This is a genomic window from Shimia haliotis, from assembly GCF_900114415.1.
GTDB lineage: Bacteria > Pseudomonadota > Alphaproteobacteria > Rhodobacterales > Rhodobacteraceae > Shimia > Shimia haliotis.
On the sequence record NZ_FOSZ01000001.1, the window covers coordinates 748,275 to 767,204 of the forward strand.

General features: G+C 57.7%; 16 protein-coding genes and 1 tRNA gene. 9 read left to right on the forward strand and 8 right to left on the reverse strand.

Features of this window, described 5'->3' with window-relative positions; genetic code table 11:
* Window positions 1-149: 149 nt before the first annotated feature.
* On the reverse strand, window positions 150-1,307 hold the full coding sequence (locus tag BM069_RS03710) for an RsmB/NOP family class I SAM-dependent RNA methyltransferase (RefSeq protein ID WP_093320377.1): 1,158 nt from the start codon (window positions 1,305-1,307) through the stop codon (window positions 150-152).
* Window positions 1,307-2,755, reverse strand: a complete 1,449-nt coding sequence (guaB, locus tag BM069_RS03715; protein WP_093320380.1) for an IMP dehydrogenase — start codon at window positions 2,753-2,755, stop codon at window positions 1,307-1,309. Before guaB ends, BM069_RS03710 begins: the two co-directional genes overlap by 1 nt.
* Window positions 2,756-2,934: 179 nt before the next feature.
* Between guaB and BM069_RS03720 the strand changes: the two genes are divergently transcribed.
* From BM069_RS03720 to BM069_RS03745, 6 genes are all read left to right on the forward strand, one after another.
* Complete coding sequence (locus tag BM069_RS03720; RefSeq protein WP_093320383.1) at window positions 2,935-3,336, forward strand: DUF2846 domain-containing protein; 402 nt, start codon at window positions 2,935-2,937, stop codon at window positions 3,334-3,336.
* A gap of 123 nt (window positions 3,337-3,459) precedes the next feature.
* A complete protein-coding gene (locus BM069_RS03725; protein WP_093320386.1) occupies window positions 3,460-5,502 on the forward strand; it encodes an ASKHA domain-containing protein in 2,043 nt (680 codons plus the stop codon).
* Between the two features lie 77 nt (window positions 5,503-5,579).
* Window positions 5,580-6,776 carry a T6SS phospholipase effector Tle1-like catalytic domain-containing protein gene (locus tag BM069_RS03730; RefSeq protein ID WP_093320388.1) on the forward strand — a complete coding sequence of 399 codons (1,197 nt, stop codon included), beginning with the start codon at window positions 5,580-5,582 and terminating at the stop codon, window positions 6,774-6,776.
* Between the two features lie 81 nt (window positions 6,777-6,857).
* Window positions 6,858-7,574, forward strand: coding sequence for an enoyl-CoA hydratase/isomerase family protein (locus BM069_RS03735; RefSeq protein ID WP_093320391.1), 717 nt, complete (start codon window positions 6,858-6,860; stop codon window positions 7,572-7,574).
* A gap of 67 nt (window positions 7,575-7,641) precedes the next feature.
* Window positions 7,642-7,715: transfer RNA gene (locus BM069_RS03740), tRNA-Gly, on the forward strand.
* Between the two features lie 160 nt (window positions 7,716-7,875).
* Window positions 7,876-8,070, forward strand: coding sequence for a hypothetical protein (locus BM069_RS03745; protein WP_093320392.1), 195 nt, complete (start codon window positions 7,876-7,878; stop codon window positions 8,068-8,070).
* Window positions 8,071-8,073: 3 nt separating this feature from the next.
* Here BM069_RS03745 and pgi read toward each other — a convergent pair whose 3' ends face one another.
* From pgi to zwf, 3 genes are read right to left on the reverse strand one after another with little or no spacing between them, the layout of a single operon-like run.
* Entirely contained in the window at window positions 8,074-9,666 is a 1,593-nt protein-coding gene (pgi, locus tag BM069_RS03750; RefSeq protein ID WP_093320395.1) for a glucose-6-phosphate isomerase, read from the reverse strand.
* Window positions 9,667-9,670: 4 nt separating this feature from the next.
* Window positions 9,671-10,345 (reverse strand): 6-phosphogluconolactonase, encoded by a 675-nt coding sequence (pgl, locus tag BM069_RS03755; protein WP_093320397.1) that lies wholly within the window; start codon window positions 10,343-10,345, stop codon window positions 9,671-9,673.
* Window positions 10,342-11,805 (reverse strand): glucose-6-phosphate dehydrogenase, encoded by a 1,464-nt coding sequence (gene zwf, locus BM069_RS03760; protein ID WP_093320400.1) that lies wholly within the window; start codon window positions 11,803-11,805, stop codon window positions 10,342-10,344. The genes pgl and zwf overlap by 4 nt, the downstream gene beginning before the upstream one ends.
* A gap of 200 nt (window positions 11,806-12,005) precedes the next feature.
* Between zwf and BM069_RS03765 the strand changes: the two genes are divergently transcribed.
* Window positions 12,006-12,947, forward strand: a complete 942-nt coding sequence (locus BM069_RS03765; RefSeq protein WP_093320403.1) for a radical SAM protein — start codon at window positions 12,006-12,008, stop codon at window positions 12,945-12,947.
* On the opposite strand, the gene BM069_RS03770 is transcribed toward BM069_RS03765, so the two are convergent.
* The 3 genes from BM069_RS03770 to BM069_RS19750 form a co-directional block, all read right to left on the reverse strand.
* A complete protein-coding gene (locus BM069_RS03770) occupies window positions 12,944-14,008 on the reverse strand; it encodes a DUF2855 family protein (RefSeq protein WP_093320405.1) in 1,065 nt (354 codons plus the stop codon). The two genes, BM069_RS03765 and BM069_RS03770, sit on opposite strands and share 4 nt — an antisense overlap.
* A 94-nt stretch (window positions 14,009-14,102) precedes the next feature.
* Window positions 14,103-14,813 (reverse strand): lipid-binding SYLF domain-containing protein, encoded by a 711-nt coding sequence (locus tag BM069_RS03775; protein ID WP_139216126.1) that lies wholly within the window; start codon window positions 14,811-14,813, stop codon window positions 14,103-14,105.
* A gap of 1 nt (window position 14,814) precedes the next feature.
* Window positions 14,815-14,991, reverse strand: a complete 177-nt coding sequence (locus BM069_RS19750) for a hypothetical protein (RefSeq protein ID WP_170846667.1) — start codon at window positions 14,989-14,991, stop codon at window positions 14,815-14,817.
* A 74-nt stretch (window positions 14,992-15,065) separates the two neighbouring features.
* Here BM069_RS19750 and gyrA point away from each other — a divergent pair, with 74 nt between their 5' ends.
* Together gyrA and BM069_RS03785 are read left to right on the forward strand one after the other, a co-directional pair.
* A complete protein-coding gene (gyrA, locus tag BM069_RS03780) occupies window positions 15,066-17,798 on the forward strand; it encodes a DNA gyrase subunit A (protein WP_093320411.1) in 2,733 nt (910 codons plus the stop codon).
* Window positions 17,799-17,950: 152 nt separating this feature from the next.
* Window positions 17,951-18,673, forward strand: coding sequence for a hypothetical protein (locus BM069_RS03785; protein WP_139216127.1), 723 nt, complete (start codon window positions 17,951-17,953; stop codon window positions 18,671-18,673).
* Window positions 18,674-18,930: the final 257 nt, after the last annotated feature.

Sequence of the window (18,930 nt, forward strand, 5' to 3'; positions counted from 1 at the left end):
AACCGGTTCGCGGTCGGAGTTTTTAACCCTTCGGTCACTTCTGAAACGGTCACGTGAGCACCTGATAAACCAGTCGTTATGGTTAATATGCCACGGAGTTTCTTAAACCCGTCTTAACACCGCAACGTATTTACGCGTGACGTACCACTTTAAGCTGACTTACGCCGAAGTCTGGCGACAAAAAAACCGTCGCTGTCATCAGACAGATCAAACTGGCGCGCCTCTTCAATGGTCCAGTCGGGATGGGTTTTCACAAAATCATGGATGCGATCACGGTTTTCGGCGGCCAGCAAAGAGCAGGTCGCGTAGACCAAGGTTCCGTCCTGCGCCACCAAAGGCGCGGCTTTGGCAAGAATCTCGGATTGCAACGCGTTCAAAGCTGTAAGGTCTTCGGGTGTAAAACGCCATTTGGCGTCCGGCGTCCGGCGCCATGTGCCACTGCCGGAACAGGGAACATCGCAAAACACCAGATCATACGGCGCCGCCTGATCGGCATCATGAAGGGTTTGCACCGTCACTCCGGCTCGTTTGGCACGCTCGGGCAAATCGCGCAAACGTCCGACATTGGCATCATGCGCAAAAAACCGGCCCTCACAACGCGCAGCCATCGCCAGAATTTTTCCGCCACCGCCTGCGCAATAATCCATTACTTTCAAACCACTACCGAGGGGAAGTGATGCGACTGCAGTCTGACTGGATGCATCCTGAAGCTCCACAAGTCCGTTCTTAAAGGCCGCGCTGTTGGCCACTTTGCGCGCGCCTTCTGTGACTTTCAGGGCGGTGTCGGACAAGGCCAAAGCTTCGGTTTCGATACCGTCTTTGAGAAGAGCCGCTTGAGCGGAACCCGTTGACGCCTTGCGCAGATTGACACGCAATGTCACCGGTGCACGCTTGCGCAAAACACCCATTGCATCAGCAAAGCCATCTTCAAGGCTCTCCCGCATCGGCTCAACCAGCCAATCGGGGATATCAAAAGGCACGGGCTCAGACGCGATATGCGCCTGTTCGGCCTCACTCAGGGAGGCCGGCGCATAGCCTTCGCCGGTGAACAGAGTTTCCAGATCAACGCCGGCGGTGCGCAGAACGCCAATCATCACGCCACGCCCATCTTCAGCGCCACCGACGGCGGCCGCCGATTTTCTTTGGCGCAGAGCATCAAAAACATGATCGCGTACCGCTGCACGGTCCTTGGAGCCCGCGAATCGGCTGCGGCGTGCCCACCCCGTCAGGGTTTTCTCCGCCGGGTCTCCGGCGAAGATGACATCCAACAGCTCAATCGCCGTGGCAACGCGGGCCGCAGGGGTCATCAGCCGACCCGATAGTTCGGGGATTCGCGCGTGATCTGCACGTCATGCACGTGACTTTCCTTAAGCCCCGCGCCTGTGATTTTCACGAACTTGCAGTTCTTGCGCATCTCTTCGACGGTACCGTTGCCGGTGTAGCCCATCGCCGCACGCAAACCGCCAACCAGCTGGTGAACAACCGTACCTGCCGGACCTTTGTAGGGCACCTGCCCCTCGATGCCTTCCGGCACGAGTTTGTCGCTGGCTGCGTCTTTTTGGAAATATCGGTCGGCCGAGCCACGCGCCATCGCGCCAAGGCTGCCCATACCGCGATAGGATTTGAACGAGCGGCCCTGATAGAGGATCACCTCGCCCGGGCTTTCGTCGGTGCCCGCGATCATAGACCCGACCATGGCGCAGGACGCGCCTGCCGCGATGGCTTTGGCAAAATCGCCGGAGAATTTGATGCCACCATCGGCAATCACCGGAATGTCGCCTGCTGCTTTGGCACAGTCATCAATCGCTGTCAGCTGCGGCACGCCAACGCCGGCCACCATGCGTGTTGTGCAGATTGAGCCCGGCCCGATGCCGACTTTCACTGCGTCTGCGCCAGCATCAATCAAGGCCTTGGTGGCTTCGCCAGTGGCGACATTGCCCGCAATCACCTGAACCGCGTTGGACATCGATTTCACACGTTTCACCGCCTCAAGCACGCCATCGGAGTGACCGTGTGCGGTGTCGATCACAACGATATCGACCCCCGCATCAATCAACATCTCAGAACGCTCAAAGCCGCTGTCACCGACAGAAGAGGCTGCCGCAACGCGTAGACGGCCAAGCTCGTCTTTGCAGGCCGTCGGGTTCAGCACCGCTTGTTCCGTGTCTTTCAGCGTCAGCAGGCCGGTCAGTTTGCCCTGCCCGTCATGCACCAACAGCTTTTCGATCCGCCGCGCCCGCATCAGGCTTTTGGCTTCCTCAAGGTCAGCAGGCTCTGCAAGCATCGCCAGATCGCTGGTGGTCATCATCGCATGCACCGGCGTGTCGTCAGATTGCGCGAAGCGCATGTCACGGTTGGTCACGATGCCAACGACGCGACCCTGCTCATCCACCACCGGAAAACCGGTAAACCGATAGCGTTCAATCAACGCCTTGGCGTCCGCCAGCGTCTGGTTCGGCGTCAGGGTCACAGGATTATAGACAATGCCGCTTTCAAAGCGTTTCACCCGCCGCACTTCGCGCGACTGGGTTTCAGCATCAAGGTTCTTGTGGATCACGCCCATACCACCAGCCTGAGCCATAGCAATCGCCATTCGGCTTTCGGTCACAGTGTCCATCGCGGAACTCAGCAGCGGGATGTTCAGATCGATGACTTTAGTGACCCGCGTGCGCGTATCGGCCGTGCTCGGCAAGACCGCAGACGCAGCCGGAACCAACAAAACATCATCGAAAGTAAGCGCCTCACGAATCTCCATCACACATCTCCTTGGGGGAACCTCGTTTGGCACGTCCCTATCGCATGGCTCTGCCCTGTGGAAAACCCCTAATCCATGCTCACTCCCCTTCGCGAGCCAATTGTCGCCAACTTCTCTAAATTTTTCTGGTTTTTGCCGCCCCGTGGCCTAGTTTGATCGGGCAATAAAGGAAAGACATTATGAACCGCCGGATATTCTTGCTGACCACTGCTGCCGCATTGATGGGATCCACAGCGCAGGCCGCGGCAATTCCAACGCCAAAGTCCGGAATGGGTTTGATTGTGTTTTACCGTCCGCGCCGCGCGATGGCCGCAGCCATCCGGTTTCAGATCAACACATCGTCAGCTCCGGTTGGCAACCTGGCAAACGGCACGTTGATCGCTTTTCACGCCCCCGCGGGCAGCCACACATTTTCTGTGTCCACACCCTCAATCTCGGGCTCTGACAGCATCACCGTTGACCTGAATGTTGGACAGACCGCGTTTGTGCGCGCTGACATGCGCGCAGGTCTCCCCGCCGGTCGAGGCAAATTCGCTCGAATGGACCCCGCGACTGCTCAGGCTGAAATCGCCAAACTCTAGTCGGGAAAGGTCGGCATCCGACACAAAATGCCGCCCTTTGTCAGTTTCATGCCGCTCCTTGCCTTTCCTCCGCTTTGGCGGCAGGTATTCTCGCAGCCAAGCGAACAGAACTGAGGCCGCATTATGAGCAGCGATCCACTGGTGATTTTCACCCCTTCCGGCAAACGTGGAAACTTTCCCGTTGGCACGCCTATCCTTACCGCCGCGCGCCAACTTGGCGTTGACCTCGACAGCGTTTGCGGTGGGCGGGGCATTTGCTCAAAATGCCAGATCACACCCTCTTATGGTGAGTTCCCCAAACACGGCGTGACCGTGGCCCAGGATGCGCTCTCCGAGTGGAACGCCGTTGAGCAGCGCTACGACGACAAGCGCGGCCTGCCCAAAGGTCGCCGCCTTGGCTGTCAGGCCACGGTCCAAGGCGACATCGTGATCGACGTACCGCCTGAATCGCAGGTTCACAAACAGGTGGTGCGTAAACGGGCCGAAGTGCGTGACATCACCCTGAACCCGACGGTCAAGCTGACCTATGTCGAGGTGGAAGAGCCCGACATGCACAAGCCGTCAGGCGATCTGGAACGTCTGCTGACGGCGCTTAGGGCCGCCACAGGTCACGCGCATATCGATGTGGACACCCACCTTCTTCGCCCGCTGCAGCCCATCCTTCGCAAAGGCAACTGGTCCGTCACCGCCGCCATTCATCAAGGTCGCGATGACGTAACTCCGCGTGTGATCGCTCTGTGGTCGGGTTTCTATGACAAACCGCTCTTTGGACTTGCGGTCGACCTTGGCTCCACCACCATAGCCGGACACCTCTGCAATCTGGAGACCGGCGAAGTCGTCGCCTCCTCCGGCCTGATGAACCCGCAGATCCGCTTTGGCGAAGACCTCATGAGCCGTGTCAGCTATGCCATGATGAACAAGGGCGGCGATCTGGAGATGACCGACGCCGTGCGCGACGGGCTCAACCAGCTTGTGACAGACATCGCAGGCGACGCGGAGATCGACAAAGAGCAAATCCTAGACGCGGTGTTTGTGATGAACCCCGTGATGCACCACTTATTCTTGGGCATTGACCCGTTTGAACTCGGCCAAGCCCCTTTTGCGCTGGCGACCTCCGACGCGCTGGAGCTGACCGCCTCCGAAATCGGTCTGGACATTGCCGCAGGCACCCGCGCCTACCTTTTGCCCTGCATCGCGGGTCATGTTGGCGCTGACGCGGCTGGCGTGGCGCTGTCTGAGGCGCCCAACAAATCCGAAGACCTTGCTTTGATCGTAGATGTGGGCACCAATGCTGAAATCCTGCTGGGCGACAAGGACGGCGTCATGGCCTGTTCTTCGCCCACGGGCCCTGCGTTTGAAGGCGCACAGATCAGCTCTGGCCAACGCGCCGCGCCGGGTGCGATTGAACGCGTGGAAATCGACCCCGTCACCAAAGAACCGCGCTTCCGCGTGATCGGGTCAGAACTGTGGTCTGATGAAGACGGATTTTCTGAAGCCATAGCCACCACCGGCGTCACCGGCATCTGTGGCTCTGGCATTATCGAAGTCATTGCCGAGATGCGGATTGCGGGACTGGTCGATGCCTCGGGCCTCATTGGCTCCGCTGAACAAACCGGCACCGAGCGCTGTTTCCTTGACGGCCGCACCAACTCCTACCGCCTCTGGGATGGAGATGAGGAGCAGAAAGAAATCACCGTCACCAACGCCGACATTCGCGCCATTCAGATGGCCAAGGCGGCGCTCTACTCGGGCGCGCGCCTTTTGATGGACAAGCGCGGCGTGGATCAAGTGGATCGCGTGGTATTGGCCGGAGCCTTTGGCGCGCATATCTCAGCCAAACACGCGATGGTGTTGGGTATGATCCCTGACTGTCCCCTCGACAAAGTCACCTCGGCCGGCAATGCCGCGGGCACCGGTGCGCGCATCGCGCTGCTCAACCGTGCCGCCCGCAGTGATATCGAAGCCTTGGTGCGTCAGATCGAAAAGATCGAAACCGCAGTCGAGCCACGGTTTCAGGAGCATTTCGTGAATGCATCCGCCATGCCAAACTCGTCCGATCCGTTCCCGATCCTCCGTGATCTGGTGGCTTTGCCCGAGGTGAGTTTCAACACTGGCGGCGGCGATGGCGCAGGGGGCGGCGGCCGACGCAGGCGGCGCCGCGGCTAACGCTAGCACCTTCGACAATTGCACGCATAGGGCGATCCAGATAGGGTCGCCCTATTCTTTTGAAGAAAGCCTTTTCCATGTCTCGCAAACTGATCATCTGTTTTGACGGCACCGGTAACGAAGTCGAAAAGAACGAAAGCAATATTCTGCGCCTGTACAAATGCCTCAAGCATGATGACGGCCAACTTGTTTATTATGAGCCAGGTGTGGGCACCCTTTCGACACGCCCATTTGCGCGCAATGCTTTCTCCAAGGTGCGGCTGGTTCTGGGGCTCGCGGCGGGTCTTGGATTGCATCAAAACGTGATGCACGCCTATCAGTTTCTTTGCGAGAACTACCGAGAAGGCGACAGGCTTTATTTCTTTGGGTACTCCCGCGGAGCCTACACCGCCCGCGTTCTGGCGGGCTTTGTCAACGACTTCGGCCTTGTCGCACCGCACGAATTGCACCTGATCGGTCCGGTGTTCAAAGCGTGGCGCAAGATCCCGAAAAACGCCCCGCGCGAAGCCTACGCACCTTTGCGGATTTCCGAACAGTTTTTCCATATTCGCCGCCCCTCTATCCGCTTTCTCGGACTGTGGGACACGGTCAGCTCCATGATCCGGCTCCGTCTGAAGTGGGGCACTATTCTCGAGTTTGGCTCAAACTCCAGCGTTGATGAGAACCCTTCCGTCAAAGCCGTCCGCCACGCACTGTCGATCGACGAAACCCGCCGGTTCTTCCGCCACCAATTCTGGACCGAGGGTCAGGATTATCACGGCACCCGTTTCAAATCGAAACAGAACCCTCCCAAACAGGACGTCAAACAGGTTTGGTTCCCTGGCACCCATACCGATGTCGCGGGATCTGTTCCCGAGCAGGAGGCAGGGCTTTCCAAGCTCACGCTGGTCTGGATGCGCAGCGAGCTTGACGGGCTGGGCGTGGACAAGCTGGAGTTCCGCAAACAATTTTTTGATCGCTATGTGCTTGGCAAAAAGGACCGCGTCACCGAGCGCATGGGATTGGAGATTTCCGAGCCTGACCCGTTGGCGCCGCTTCACAGCCAGATGAAGCTGCGCAAATTCTGGCCGTTTCTCGAAATCTTTCCGCGCCTGACCAAACGCAGCCGGTGGCCGAACCAGCGGGGCTTTCTGGGCTACTACCTGCCGCTCGCTCAGCCCCGTTATATTCCGCCCGACAGCACAATTGACCCGTCTGCTTTTGAACGGCGCAAGGAAAGGGCAGATTACAGGCCCAAAAACCTTGAGACACACACGAAGGACGCGCCGTCATAAGCGCCTTCCCCTAGGGTCAAGATTGTCCGGCAAAAGCCTTGTCGCTAGTGTGTTTCAAAGCCTCTAGCAACCGGAGCCCCCATGTCGATCACCCATTACGAAGTTGTTGGCAAAACTGCCGTTCTCACGCTGACGAACGGCGAAAACCGCCAAAACCCCGCCTTTGCCGCCGCCATGCTTGAGGCGATTGGCGCGGTCGAGGGCGACAAATCAGTGCGTGCGCTGGTCATCACCTCAAATGACGAAAAGAATTGGTCGCAGGGGATTGATCTGAATTGGATGATGGGGGCACAGCAGGCAGGAAAATCCGAGGAGATCCAAACCTTCCTGCGCGACATGAACACCGTTTTTGGCAAACTTCTGACGCTACCGGTCCCCGTTATCGCATCCATCACCGGCCACGCATTCGGCAACGGCGCAATGTTGGCAAGTTGTTGTGATTTCCGCTTTATGCGCGCCGATCGCGGCTATTTCTGCTATCCCGAGGTGGATGTGAACATCCCCTTCCTGCCCTCGATGGTCAGCTATATCCGCAAGGCTGTGCCCGAGCATCGCTTCAATGAAATGGCCCTGACTGGACGTCGACTGACCGCAGACGAGGCCGCAGCCGACAACATCCTAATGGCCGCACTTCCCGACGCGGACGCCACGTTCAAAGCCGCAATGGACTATGCCGCCACTTTCAACAAAGGGCGCAGCATCTTTGGCATGCAAAAACAGCGTATGCATGGCCATATCCTCGCGACCATGGCGACAGAAGACACTCCGCTGATCAACGACATGGCGGTCACGGCTTAGGCACCAAAACCGATTGCGCGGCCATTGACGCGGCCGCGCGAACGCTCTAGCTAACAGCGCTACAGGCGCGGGTATGGTGAAAAGGTATCACACGAGCTTCCCAAGCTCTGGTTACGGGTTCGATTCCCGTTACCCGCTCCAAACTCCCTGACATTTCGGCAATTTTTCGCACAGCGTGGGTCGCAACACGCAGCTCTTTGCCGAAATCAGACCGTTGTGCACAACGGCTCTCTTCTCTTTCAGAATAATAGGTTAACGCGACACAAATGTTCGCAAAACCCATTGCAGGAAAGACAGCACCATGCGCATTTGGACCAATATCATTGCAGTTTTTGTACTTGCCGGCCTGACGGCCTATGCCAACGCCCAAGGCATCGAGCACGCGCTCCCCATCGGCGTCGCGGCGATTGTCTGTTTCCTGGCGGGTGCCGCAGTTGCCAGCGTCACCAACAGCCTTGAGCGCATCATGCGTCCGCCGGAGTTCTTTTCGCTCTGACCGCTAGCGGTCCCGCAGATGCAAAATCCGGTCCAGCAGGCTCAGGGTTGAGCCGCTGGTGCCCTCTGGGACACCCTGCCCCTCGACGGCTGGCACCAAGCCACCAGCAAGCTCTTTGCCAAGCTCCACGCCCCATTGATCAAACGAGTTGATCCCGTAGATCACCCCTTCTACAAACACGCGATGCTCATACAGCGCCACGATCTGCCCCAAAACATAGGGCGTCAGGCGAGGATACAGCAGCGTCGTCGAAGGGCGGTTGCCGGAAAAGACGCGGTGCTTTGCCAGCTGATCCAGTTTTGCGTCTGACAAACCTTTGTCGGCCAGTTGCGCGCGCGCTTCGGCTTCTGTGCGGCCACGCAACAGCGATTCGGATTGGGCAAGGCAATTCGCAACCAAAGCACGGTGATGTTCGATCAGCTCTACCTCATGCCCTTCGGCACCAACCATGAATTCGCAGGGCACAACCTGTTGCCCCTGATGGATCAGTTGATAAAACGCGTGCTGTCCGTTGGTGCCGGGTTCGCCCCAGACCACCGGCCCCGCGACGCGATCCAGCGATGTGCCGTCCAGCGCCACGGATTTGCCGTTGGATTCCATTTCCAGTTGCTGAAGATAGGCCGGCAAACGCGCCAGACGTTGCTCATACGGCAGCACAGCGCGTGACGGATGCCCGCAAACCTGTTGGTTCCAGATACCGACCAGCGCCAGCATCACAGGCATATTCTGCGCGAAAGGTGCAGATTGGAAATGCTGATCCATCGCCTGCGCCCCGCGCAGAAACTTTTCAAACGCCGCAGGCCCGACCGCCAGCATAATCGACAGGCCAATTGGGCCCCACATTGAATATCGACCGCCGACCCAATCTTCAAAGCCGAACACGCGTTCTGCCGGAATACCGAAGTCCGCGCATTTCTCGACCGCAGAGGAAATCGCCACAAACCGCCCTAAGGCCGCGTCGCCGCCCGCCCATTTCAAAGCTGAGCGCGCGTTCAGCATGGTCTCCTGAGTGGTGAACGTTTTGGACGCCACAATGAACAGCGTGCTCGCCGGATCCAGCCCCGCCAGCGTGTCCGTCAGATCCGCGCCATCCACGTTGGAAATAAAGTGGCACCGCGGCCCGTCGTGATAGGGCGCCAGCGCCATCACCGCCATCAGCGGCCCCAGATCGGACCCACCGATCCCGATGTTCACCACATCCGTGATATGACCAAACGACCCATCCCTTACAGAGCGCGTAAAAGCCGCCATCCGCTCCCGCGTGGCATTGACCTCGGGCAGCACGTCTTTGCCATCAACGGAAATAGGCCCGCTGTCCAACGCACGCAGCGCCGTGTGCAATACGGCCCGCCCTTCGGTTTCGTTGATGGCCTCGCCGGCAAACATCGCCGTGCGCTTCTCGGAAACACCAGCAGCTTCAGCCAGAGCCACGAGCGCTTCTCGACCCGCCGCATCTATTGACGTTTTGGAGTAATCAAAAAGCAACCCGTCGGTGTCGACCGAAAATCCTGCGGCCCGTGACGCATCCGCCTCAAACAAATCCGCAATCCGGCACGCCCGTGCGCTCTGTGCCATCGCGTCCAGTTCTGCCCACATGACCTTATTCCTTCGCCCAATGCACATCTGCGCCGTCCAGAACCGCCTTGATCGGCGCTTCCCGCCGTGACAGCCCATGCGCCTTTTCAAGCGCCGCCTTCTTGTCGTCGCCCTTGATCAAGACGTGCTTGCGCAGTGCGCTATCCAAAACCCGCGCCGACAAAGTAATCCGCACGTCTGGCAAATCCGGCTTGCGTACTGGCACCAGAACCGGCGCATCCGCCGCCAAAGCGTTCTCAAGACCGTCGCTGTCGGGAAACAACGAGGCCGTGTGCATATCCGCGCCCATTCCAAGCACCACTACATCCACTGGCATTGCACCCAGCAAGGCCGCCTCAACGTCCGCAAGAACCTCCTCCGGTTGCTCGGCGGGCGCATAAAACGGCAGGAACCGAGCCCCCAACGCGCGGTTTGTGATCAGCCGCGCTTTGACCAGTGCTGTGTTGGACCGTTCATGATCTTCCGGCACCCAACGTTCGTCCGTGAGCATCACGTTCACCCGATCCCAAGGTAGATCCACCGCACTCAGCGCATCAAACACAGGACCTGGAGTGGTGCCGCCAGGCACCGCAAACGTGACACGGTCCTTGGAGTGCAGCGCATCGGTCAAATCCTCTGCAAGCACATTGGCCAAATCCATCATCATAATGTCGGCGTCGGGATATTCGATGAAATTCACTTCTCAAGTCCTTTCCAGTCGCGCCCGTCCCGGCGCATCATCAGGGCCGCGTCATCCGGTCCCGCGCTATAGGCATCATAAGGCTTGGGCGCATCGCCGCGCGCTTCCCAGCCGTGAATAATCGGATCAGTCCAGGCCCAGGCGGCCTCGACCTCGTCGTTGCGCATAAACAGCGTCTGGTTGCCGCGGATCACATCCATGATCAGCCGCTCATAGGCATCAGGTGCGTCAGCTGCGGGACCCAATGCCTCGGCAAAACTCATATCAAGCGGCACATCCACCAACCGCATTCCCCCGGGGCCTGGCTCCTTGATGGTCACGCCCAGAGTGATGCCCTCGTTGGGCTGCAACTGAATGGTCAGCTCGTTGCGATGCCGCCCTGCTTCGGGGCCAAAAATCGAATGCGGCGTGTCTTTGAACACCACGGTGATTTCACTGTCACGATGGCTCAGACGTTTGCCCGTGCGCAGATAAAACGGCGTGCCCGCCCAACGCCAGTTGTTCAGATGGCACTTCAGCGCGATAAAGCTCTCGGTTTTGGACCGCTCATTGCCGACGTCCTCGCGATAACTCAACGCGCCGTCGCTGGCCGTGTATTGGCCGCGCACAATATGATGCGGCTGCACGCCGTCCAGCGCGCGGATGACCTTCAGTTTTTCGTCGCGCACCGCGTCGGGGTCAAAATGCGCGGGCGGCTCCATCGCAATCAGGCACAGGAGCTGCATCAGGTGGTTCTGCACCATGTCACGCATTGCGCCGGCGCGCTCGTAATACTCGCCCCGCCCCTCGACACCTACGCTCTCGGCCACGGTGATCTGGATGTGATCGATGTATTGCGCATTCCACAGCGGTTCAAACAACATATTACCAAAGCGCACCGCCATCAGGTTCTGAACGGTCTCTTTGCCAAGGTAATGGTCGATCCGGTAGATCTGCCCTTCGTCAAAATACTGTGCCAGTTGCGCATTCAGCGCCTGAGCGGTTTCAAGATCACGCCCAAAGGGCTTTTCGACCACCACACGACTGTCTGAATCGGTCAATCCAAACCGCTCAAGCCGTTCCGCGATATCGGAAAACAAACTCGGCCCGACAGAGAAATAAAACGCGCGAACCGCGTCTTGGGCTTCGCCTGTCGCGACCAAGTCCGACAACTTTTGCCATCCCATATCGCCACGCGCATCAATCGCAACGTAATCAACATGCGCACAAAAACCGGCAACCGAGGCCTCATTCAGGGCCAGTTCACCGGCAAATTCCCGAAGCGCATCGCGCACAAAATCACGGTATTGCGCCGCATCCAGATCCCGTCGCGCCGCGCCGATCAGGCGGCAATCGTCCGACATCTGCCCTGCACAGAACCGTTTGAACAAGGCCGGCAGAATTTTTCTCCGTGCGAGATCGCCGGTGCCACCAATCACAACAAGATCAAACGCTTGAACCGGAATAGTTCGCGAAACCATTGTCTTCGTCTTCCTCGCCCACCACGCTTGGCGCGGTACTGTTGAATTTCGTTAGCGCTAACGATTGTGTTAACGCCGGTCTAACACCGCGACTGTATCACCGCAAGCGTGCATCACAACTGTGTCAGCCCAAACCAAAGCTCTTTACCTGCCCGCGGCTTAAGCGCTACCCCGAAACGGCAAACAGGAATGACAGGCCCATGAAAGACACTGCAGACACCGCAAAATTCGTTGATCCGATGGTCACAGCCAAGGGTGAGGCGCGTGCAACCGTCTCTCTCACGGATCCGCAGACGCTGTGGTTCAATACCGGCACGCTCTGCAATATTGAATGCGAGAACTGTTATATCCTGTCTTCGCCCACCAATGACGCGCTGGTCTATCTGACTGCGGATGAGGTGGGCAACTATCTTGATCAGCTGGATGCGCGAAACTGGAGCGTTCGCGAAATCGGTTTCACCGGCGGCGAGCCGTTCATGAACCCTGAAATGGTTGAAATGACCCGCCGCGCGCTGGAGCGTGGCTATGAGGTTCTGATCCTTACCAATGCCATGCAACCCATGCAGCGCCGCCGTGTAAAAGAAGGTTTGCTTGGCCTCAAAGACGCCTATGCCGATAAGTTGACGTTCCGAATTTCGGTCGATCACTACGGCGCGGACTTGCACGACAAGGAACGTGGCAGCGGCAGCTTTGAACGCACACTGGACGGCATGCGCTGGCTGCGTGACAACGGCTTTCATATGTCCGTTGCCGGTCGGACGGTCTGGGGCGAAACGGATACCGAGTCCCGTGCTGGATATGCCGAACTCTTCAAACAGGAAAACTTTAACATAGATGCGCAAAGCCCTGCGACGACTGTTCTTTTTCCGGAAATGGACGAAACCGTTGATGTACCGGAAATCACAACGGAGTGCTGGTCGATTCTGAACAAATCACCCTCTGAGGTGATGTGTTCCAACTCTCGCATGGTGGTGCGCCACAAGGGGGCTGACGCGCCTTCTGTGATCGCCTGTACCCTGCTGCCATATGATCCGCAGTTCGATTTGGGCCAGACCTTGGAAGAGGCTGAGCGCGACGTGGCGCTCAACCATCCGCATTGTGCGAAATTCTGTGTGCTTGGCGGCGCAAGCTGCTCCGCTTAAAGACTCACCACATGGCCGTCGCGGGCATTTGCTTTGCCCGTGGCCAAGTCGCCATAGACCTCGGCAACTGCCTCCAACCCGTTGTGATCCTTCAGATCCAGCCAAGCACTCGCGTCCGCTGCCAACCGTTTCCAGCCCGCCGTGATCTGCCGTTCAATCTCTCCTGGTCCCCATTCTGCACGGCGCTTCTCGATCTGACTTGGCGCAAAAAAGAACTGCGGCTTCACGCCCGCCAATTCCTGTTTGGGTTTGAACTGATCCCAATGGCTGGTACCCACCGCGCTGGAATGGCGCAGCTCATCCGCCAAATGTGCGTGCAAGCGTTGTTTGACCTCGGCATTGCCCGACATATCGACATACACCGACGGCACCTTCTCCAGCGCCTCGATGTCACCATATGTCACCACACTATCCGCACCTGACTGTGCCGCCACATAATCGGCATTGCCACTTGAGGTCAGGCCAACAACCTTCACGGGACTGCCTTCGAGCTCGCTAAGAAACTTGCACAAACCGAGCCCTGTTTTGGATGAAGCAGATCCCACAATTACTTGTTTAGCATCAAAAAACTGATTGTCCTGCAACCAGTCCGACAGCAGGAAAGACGTCGCAAGCAGCGGCTGCAGCAAGGACTGATATCCTTCCTGATCGGGCGCTTTCTCCGTCGTCCGCGTGTACCGGTTGTAAACCACCGGCAGCTTTGCGCGATGCTCCGATGCGTCCAGAACCGTCTTGCCGCCCATATCTTGTGGGGTGATCACCAATTCGTCCGCCATCGGCCAGAACCCATAAAGGCGCTCGCCCACCGCGAGCACATCAGACGTGCTTTCGACAACGTCGGCAAAACCCCAGACCGGCACGATGCCCTGACCTTCGATCCCAGTCGGGAAAAAATGCCAATAGCCGATCACAAATCCTGTGGCCGCATAGGTCACGTTGTTGGCTGTCAACGCAAAGCGCCTGATCTTCATCCGTGCTTGCCCGTCCGCCAACGGCGTGTCCGGCACGGTCTGAAGCTGTGTCTGTGTGATGTCCGTCTGATCCACCAAAATGCGTTGCATGCCCGCGCCTCCTCCTAAGTTTCGTGAAACCATAGGCCGGTCCAGCATTCGGGCAGAAGACCACCTCGCCCTTGGCAACGCCACGTCACAGACCTCAGTTCAATTCCGGTGAGCGCCAGTATTTGGTGCCTTCGGCACTTGCGTTTACTCGCCAGCCTTTCTTGTCGAGAACAAAGAAAGAGCGCCCGTCCACAAACCGCACGTTTTCCTCGTCGCGCCCCTCATCAGACATACTGCCCATGCCGGCGGTGGCATCAAATCCGTTGATGACAAAGCTGTCAAAATCGGCTCGCGTTTCGAAAATAATGACAAACTGGGTTTCAAACCCGCCTATGCCAAACGCCGCGCCAAGACCGCCGCTGCCCATGTTCATATACGTCCGACCGCCATCCGGAGCGACAGCCACGCCGCGCCCATATCCCGCTGCAACAGGGAAAATCGTCACCTTGCGTGTATCAAACGCCGCAAATCCGGCACTGGATTGGTAAAGAGCGTTTGCATCGGCGTTGTCGCGCAGAAGTCGCGCCAAAATCTGATCCGACATCGCATCCAGCCGTGCGCGCGTTTGCTCCGGTGTTTCCTCGTTGGACAGCAGTTCTCCTGTGGATTCGATGCTGTTGCCAACCGCCTCAGCCCCTTTGTTGATGGCGCCGCCAACCGCCTCGGCCCCTTCGCCTATCGCCTCGCCGGTTTGCTCGGCGCCCTTCTTGATCTTCTGCCACACATTCTCCGCCTGCGCGCCTTGCATGGGTCCAATCGCCACCGCCATGGCCAAAAGCCCGGCCCGCATACCAAATCGGGTCATTTCACGTCCTCCGCACCAACCGCTGATGTTGGCTTTGATCTTGTGCGCAATTGCCTTGGTGAACAAGGGAGATTCCAACGCCTAATAATTGCGCCCCGCTCACTGCAGGCAAACCCGGCGACAGACCGAAAACACCGGCATTTTCACGCTTCAGATCGCCGCCCGTCACCTCAGCCATTGCACCCTATATCCTGCCTCTGATATACTGTTTGTAACAAGATATTGAACGCCACAAAGAAGCGAGACTGGGACTTGAGCGACACGCCGGAAACCCCTGAAAACGAAGAAGAATCCACTCACGAGCGGATGATCCACGACGGCCCGACCGTCACCATCGAAGAAGAGATGAGCGCATCCTATCTCGATTATGCCATGAGCGTGATCGTCAGCCGCGCCATTCCCGACCTGCGTGACGGCCTGAAACCGGTGCACCGACGCATTCTTTATGCGATGCATGAAACCGGCAACAGCCACGAAAAAGCCTACCGCAAATCGGCCCGTCCTGTTGGCGATGTGATGGGTAAATATCACCCCCACGGCGACAGTGCGATCTATGACGCGCTTGTGCGGATGGCTCAGGATTTCTCTATGTCGCTGCCGCTACTGGATGGTCAGGGCAACTTCGGCTCCATGGACGGCGATAACCCGGCCGCCATGCGTTACACCGAAGTCCGCATGGACAAACCCGCGGCCGCGCTGCTGGCGGATATCGACAAAGAAACAGTCGATTTTCAAGACAACTATGACGGCAAGGATCAGGAACCCACGGTTCTACCTGCGCGTTTTCCCAACATGCTGGTCAACGGTGCCGGCGGTATCGCAGTCGGCATGGCCACCAACATCCCGCCGCACAACCTTGGCGAAGTCGTGGATGCCACCCTGGCGCTGATTGACGATCCCGATCTCACAAGTGAGCAGTTGATCGACTTCGTTCCCGGTCCGGATTTCCCCACAGGCGGTATCATGCTGGGCCGCTCCGGCGCACGCAAAGCCTATCTAGAGGGACGCGGCAGCGTCATCGTGCGCTCAAAGACCCGCGTGGAAGAAATCCGCAAAGACCGTTGGGCCATCGTGATCGATGAAATCCCCTATCAGGTCAACAAAGCGACGATGATCGAAAAGATCGCCGAAGCCGCCCGAGAAAAACGCATCGAGGGCATCGCCCACGTTCAGGATGAATCAGATCGCAACGGCGTGCGTGTCGTGGTCGAACTCAAACGCGATGCCACCGCGGAAGTGGTGTTGAACCAACTCTTCCGTTTCACCCCGATGCAAACCTATTTCGGCTGCAACATGCTGGCGCTCAACGGCGGTCGTCCGGAACAGCTTACATTGCGTAAGTTCCTGACATCTTTCATTGATTTCCGCGAAGAAGTGGTTGCTCGCCGCACGGCTTATATGCTTCGCAAAGCGCGTGAACGCAGCCACATCCTTTGTGGTTTGGCCGTTGCCGTCACCAACGTCGACGAAGTGGTCGCCACCATCCGCAGCTCGGCTGACGCAGCCGAGGCGCGTGAAAAGCTGATGACCCGCCGCTGGCCCGCCGAAAGCATCGCCGCCTACATCCGTCTGATCGACGACCCGACGCACACGATGAACGAAGACGGCACCTACAATCTGTCTGAAACGCAGGCCCGCGCGATCCTTGAATTGCGTCTGCAACGCCTGACCCAGATTGGTGTGAAAGAAGTCACAGACGAACTCGAGGAACTGGCAGCCAAGATCAAGGAATACCTTGAAATTCTCGGATCTCGCGAGCGCATCATGGGCATCATCGGCGACGAGCTGCGCGAAGTGCGGGAAAACTTCGCCGTGGACCGCCGCACCCAGATCGTCGACTGGTCCGGTGACATGGACGACGAAGACCTGATCGAGCGCGAAGACATGGTCGTGACCGTCACGTCTGGCGGCTATATCAAACGCACGCCGCTTGCCGATTTCCGCGCTCAGAAACGCGGCGGCAAGGGCCTGTCGGGCATGCAGACCAAAGAAGAGGACGTTGTCACCACACTCTTCGTGGCCAACACTCACACGCAGCTTCTGTTCTTTACCACCGATGGCATGGCTTACAAGCTCAAGACTTGGCGTCTGCCTCAGGGCGGTCGTACCGCCAAAGGCAAGGCCATTGTCAACATCCTGCCGATCCCGACGGGTGTGTCTGTGGCGGCCATCATGCCGGTGGACCGCCCCGAAGACGAGTGGAACGATCTCCAGATCGTCTTTGCAACATCTGCTGGAACAGTACGCCGTAACCGCCTGTCGGACTTCACAAATGTGAAATCCAACGGCAAGATAGCGATGAAGTTTGAGGACGACAACGCCGACACCAAGCTGATCAACGCGCGCATTTGTACCGACGAAGACGATGTGATGCTTGTGACCAACTCAGGCCGCGCCATCCGCTTCCCGACAACTGAGGTCCGCGTCTTTAACTCGCGCGCCTCTGTGGGGGTACGGGGCATCAAACTGAGCGGCAAAGACGAAGTGGTTTCGATGTCCATCATCCGTCACTTCAAAGCCGAAAGCGATGAGCGCGCCGCCTATCTTAAGATGCGCCGCGCAGTGGCCGGTGTCACTGATGGCGGTGAGGAGGACGACGAGGTTCCAGCAGGCGAACTCAGCCAGGAACGCTACGCGGAAATGTCTGCCGCCGAAAACCTGATCCTCACGATCACCTCGGGTGGCGCGGGCAAAATCAGCTCGTCTCACGACTACCCCGTCCGCGGTCGCGGCGGCCTAGGCGTTGCCGCAATGGACAAGGCAATGCGCGGCGGCGCACTCGTTGCTTCGTTCCCTGTGGAAATGGGCGACCAGATCATGCTCGCCACCTCCAAAGGTCAGTCAATCCGCGTGCCGGTTGATGGCATCTCGTTCCGCTCCCGCAGTGCCGGCGGGGTCAAGGTGTTCAACACTGGCAAGGGAGAAGAGGTGGTCTCAGTGGCTTGGATCGCTGAGCAGAATGACGAAGAAAGTGACAGTGAGTAAATTGATCCTACATGAGGGCACAGTCGACTAAAAAGCAACGCATGAAGTAATTCAGCTGCTCTAAGGTCGCCATTCGATCGAAAATCGCCTAAAGACAGGGATGAGGTAAAGTACGAATTCAACCATCGCTTTCATTACGGGAGAAACAAGAAATGACTTTCCGGACGCTTTCAGCAGCTGTAGTAGCAAGCTTATTGGTAGCAGGTACCGCTCAGGCGCAGCAATATAACGGCGATATCAGCTTTGGGCTATATAACAATAGTGGCGATACTTCCCGATTTGGGGCGGAAACGCTTGGCTACTTATATAGTAGGAGCAGTTTTGAGTTTGGCGGAGCGTGGGGTGCCCAATTTGACCTAGGCGGCGCGGCGATCTTCGGCGACAACGCTCAGCCTGCCGTTGGCGGGCACCTTTTCTACAATGTGAATGAAAACATTTCGCTGGGCGCCTTTTATGCTCATGAAGGCTACCTACGAGCACGCGCTCCTGGCGAGTCCTTTGGCGACGCGCAACACTACGGACTGGAATTCCACTACTCTCAAGCCAATATCGAAATGAACGGTTATTACGGCAAATACAAACCAGATTGCTGCAGCAATCGCGATCTTGCTGGGATAGATGCAAAATTTGGTATCGGAACTGTTCCCGGCCTTAAAATCGTCGCCGGCATGCACGGATCCTTCAATGGCGCTGATGATTTCTATTGGTATGGCGGCGCGGAGAAAGACTACAGCAACAACATGACATTTGGCGCGCGGTATTCAAGAGACGACGATGAGAATGTCTTTGGGCTGTATGCGGACTACAAATTCGGCTCTGGCGCGAAGTTCAGTATGAGAGGTCTTGGTTCTGCAATGCGCGGCGATCACAACTAAACTGGCTCAACAAACCCGTTTCAAGCGACAAAAAATGTCGCTTGAAACGGTACGATCATTTGTACAAAAAAAATTTCATAATCATCGCTGCTATTTGGCTGAGCGCAAATGCCGCTGCCAAAGAGCTCACTGGCGCAGAACTCCTCAGCGGAAGCAGCGGCAACCACTATGACTGCAAAATGGGAGGCACCCGGCTTTAGTGGATCATCGCCAAGGTCACCGCAGATGCAAAGACCGTTCTCTACACCACAATTGTC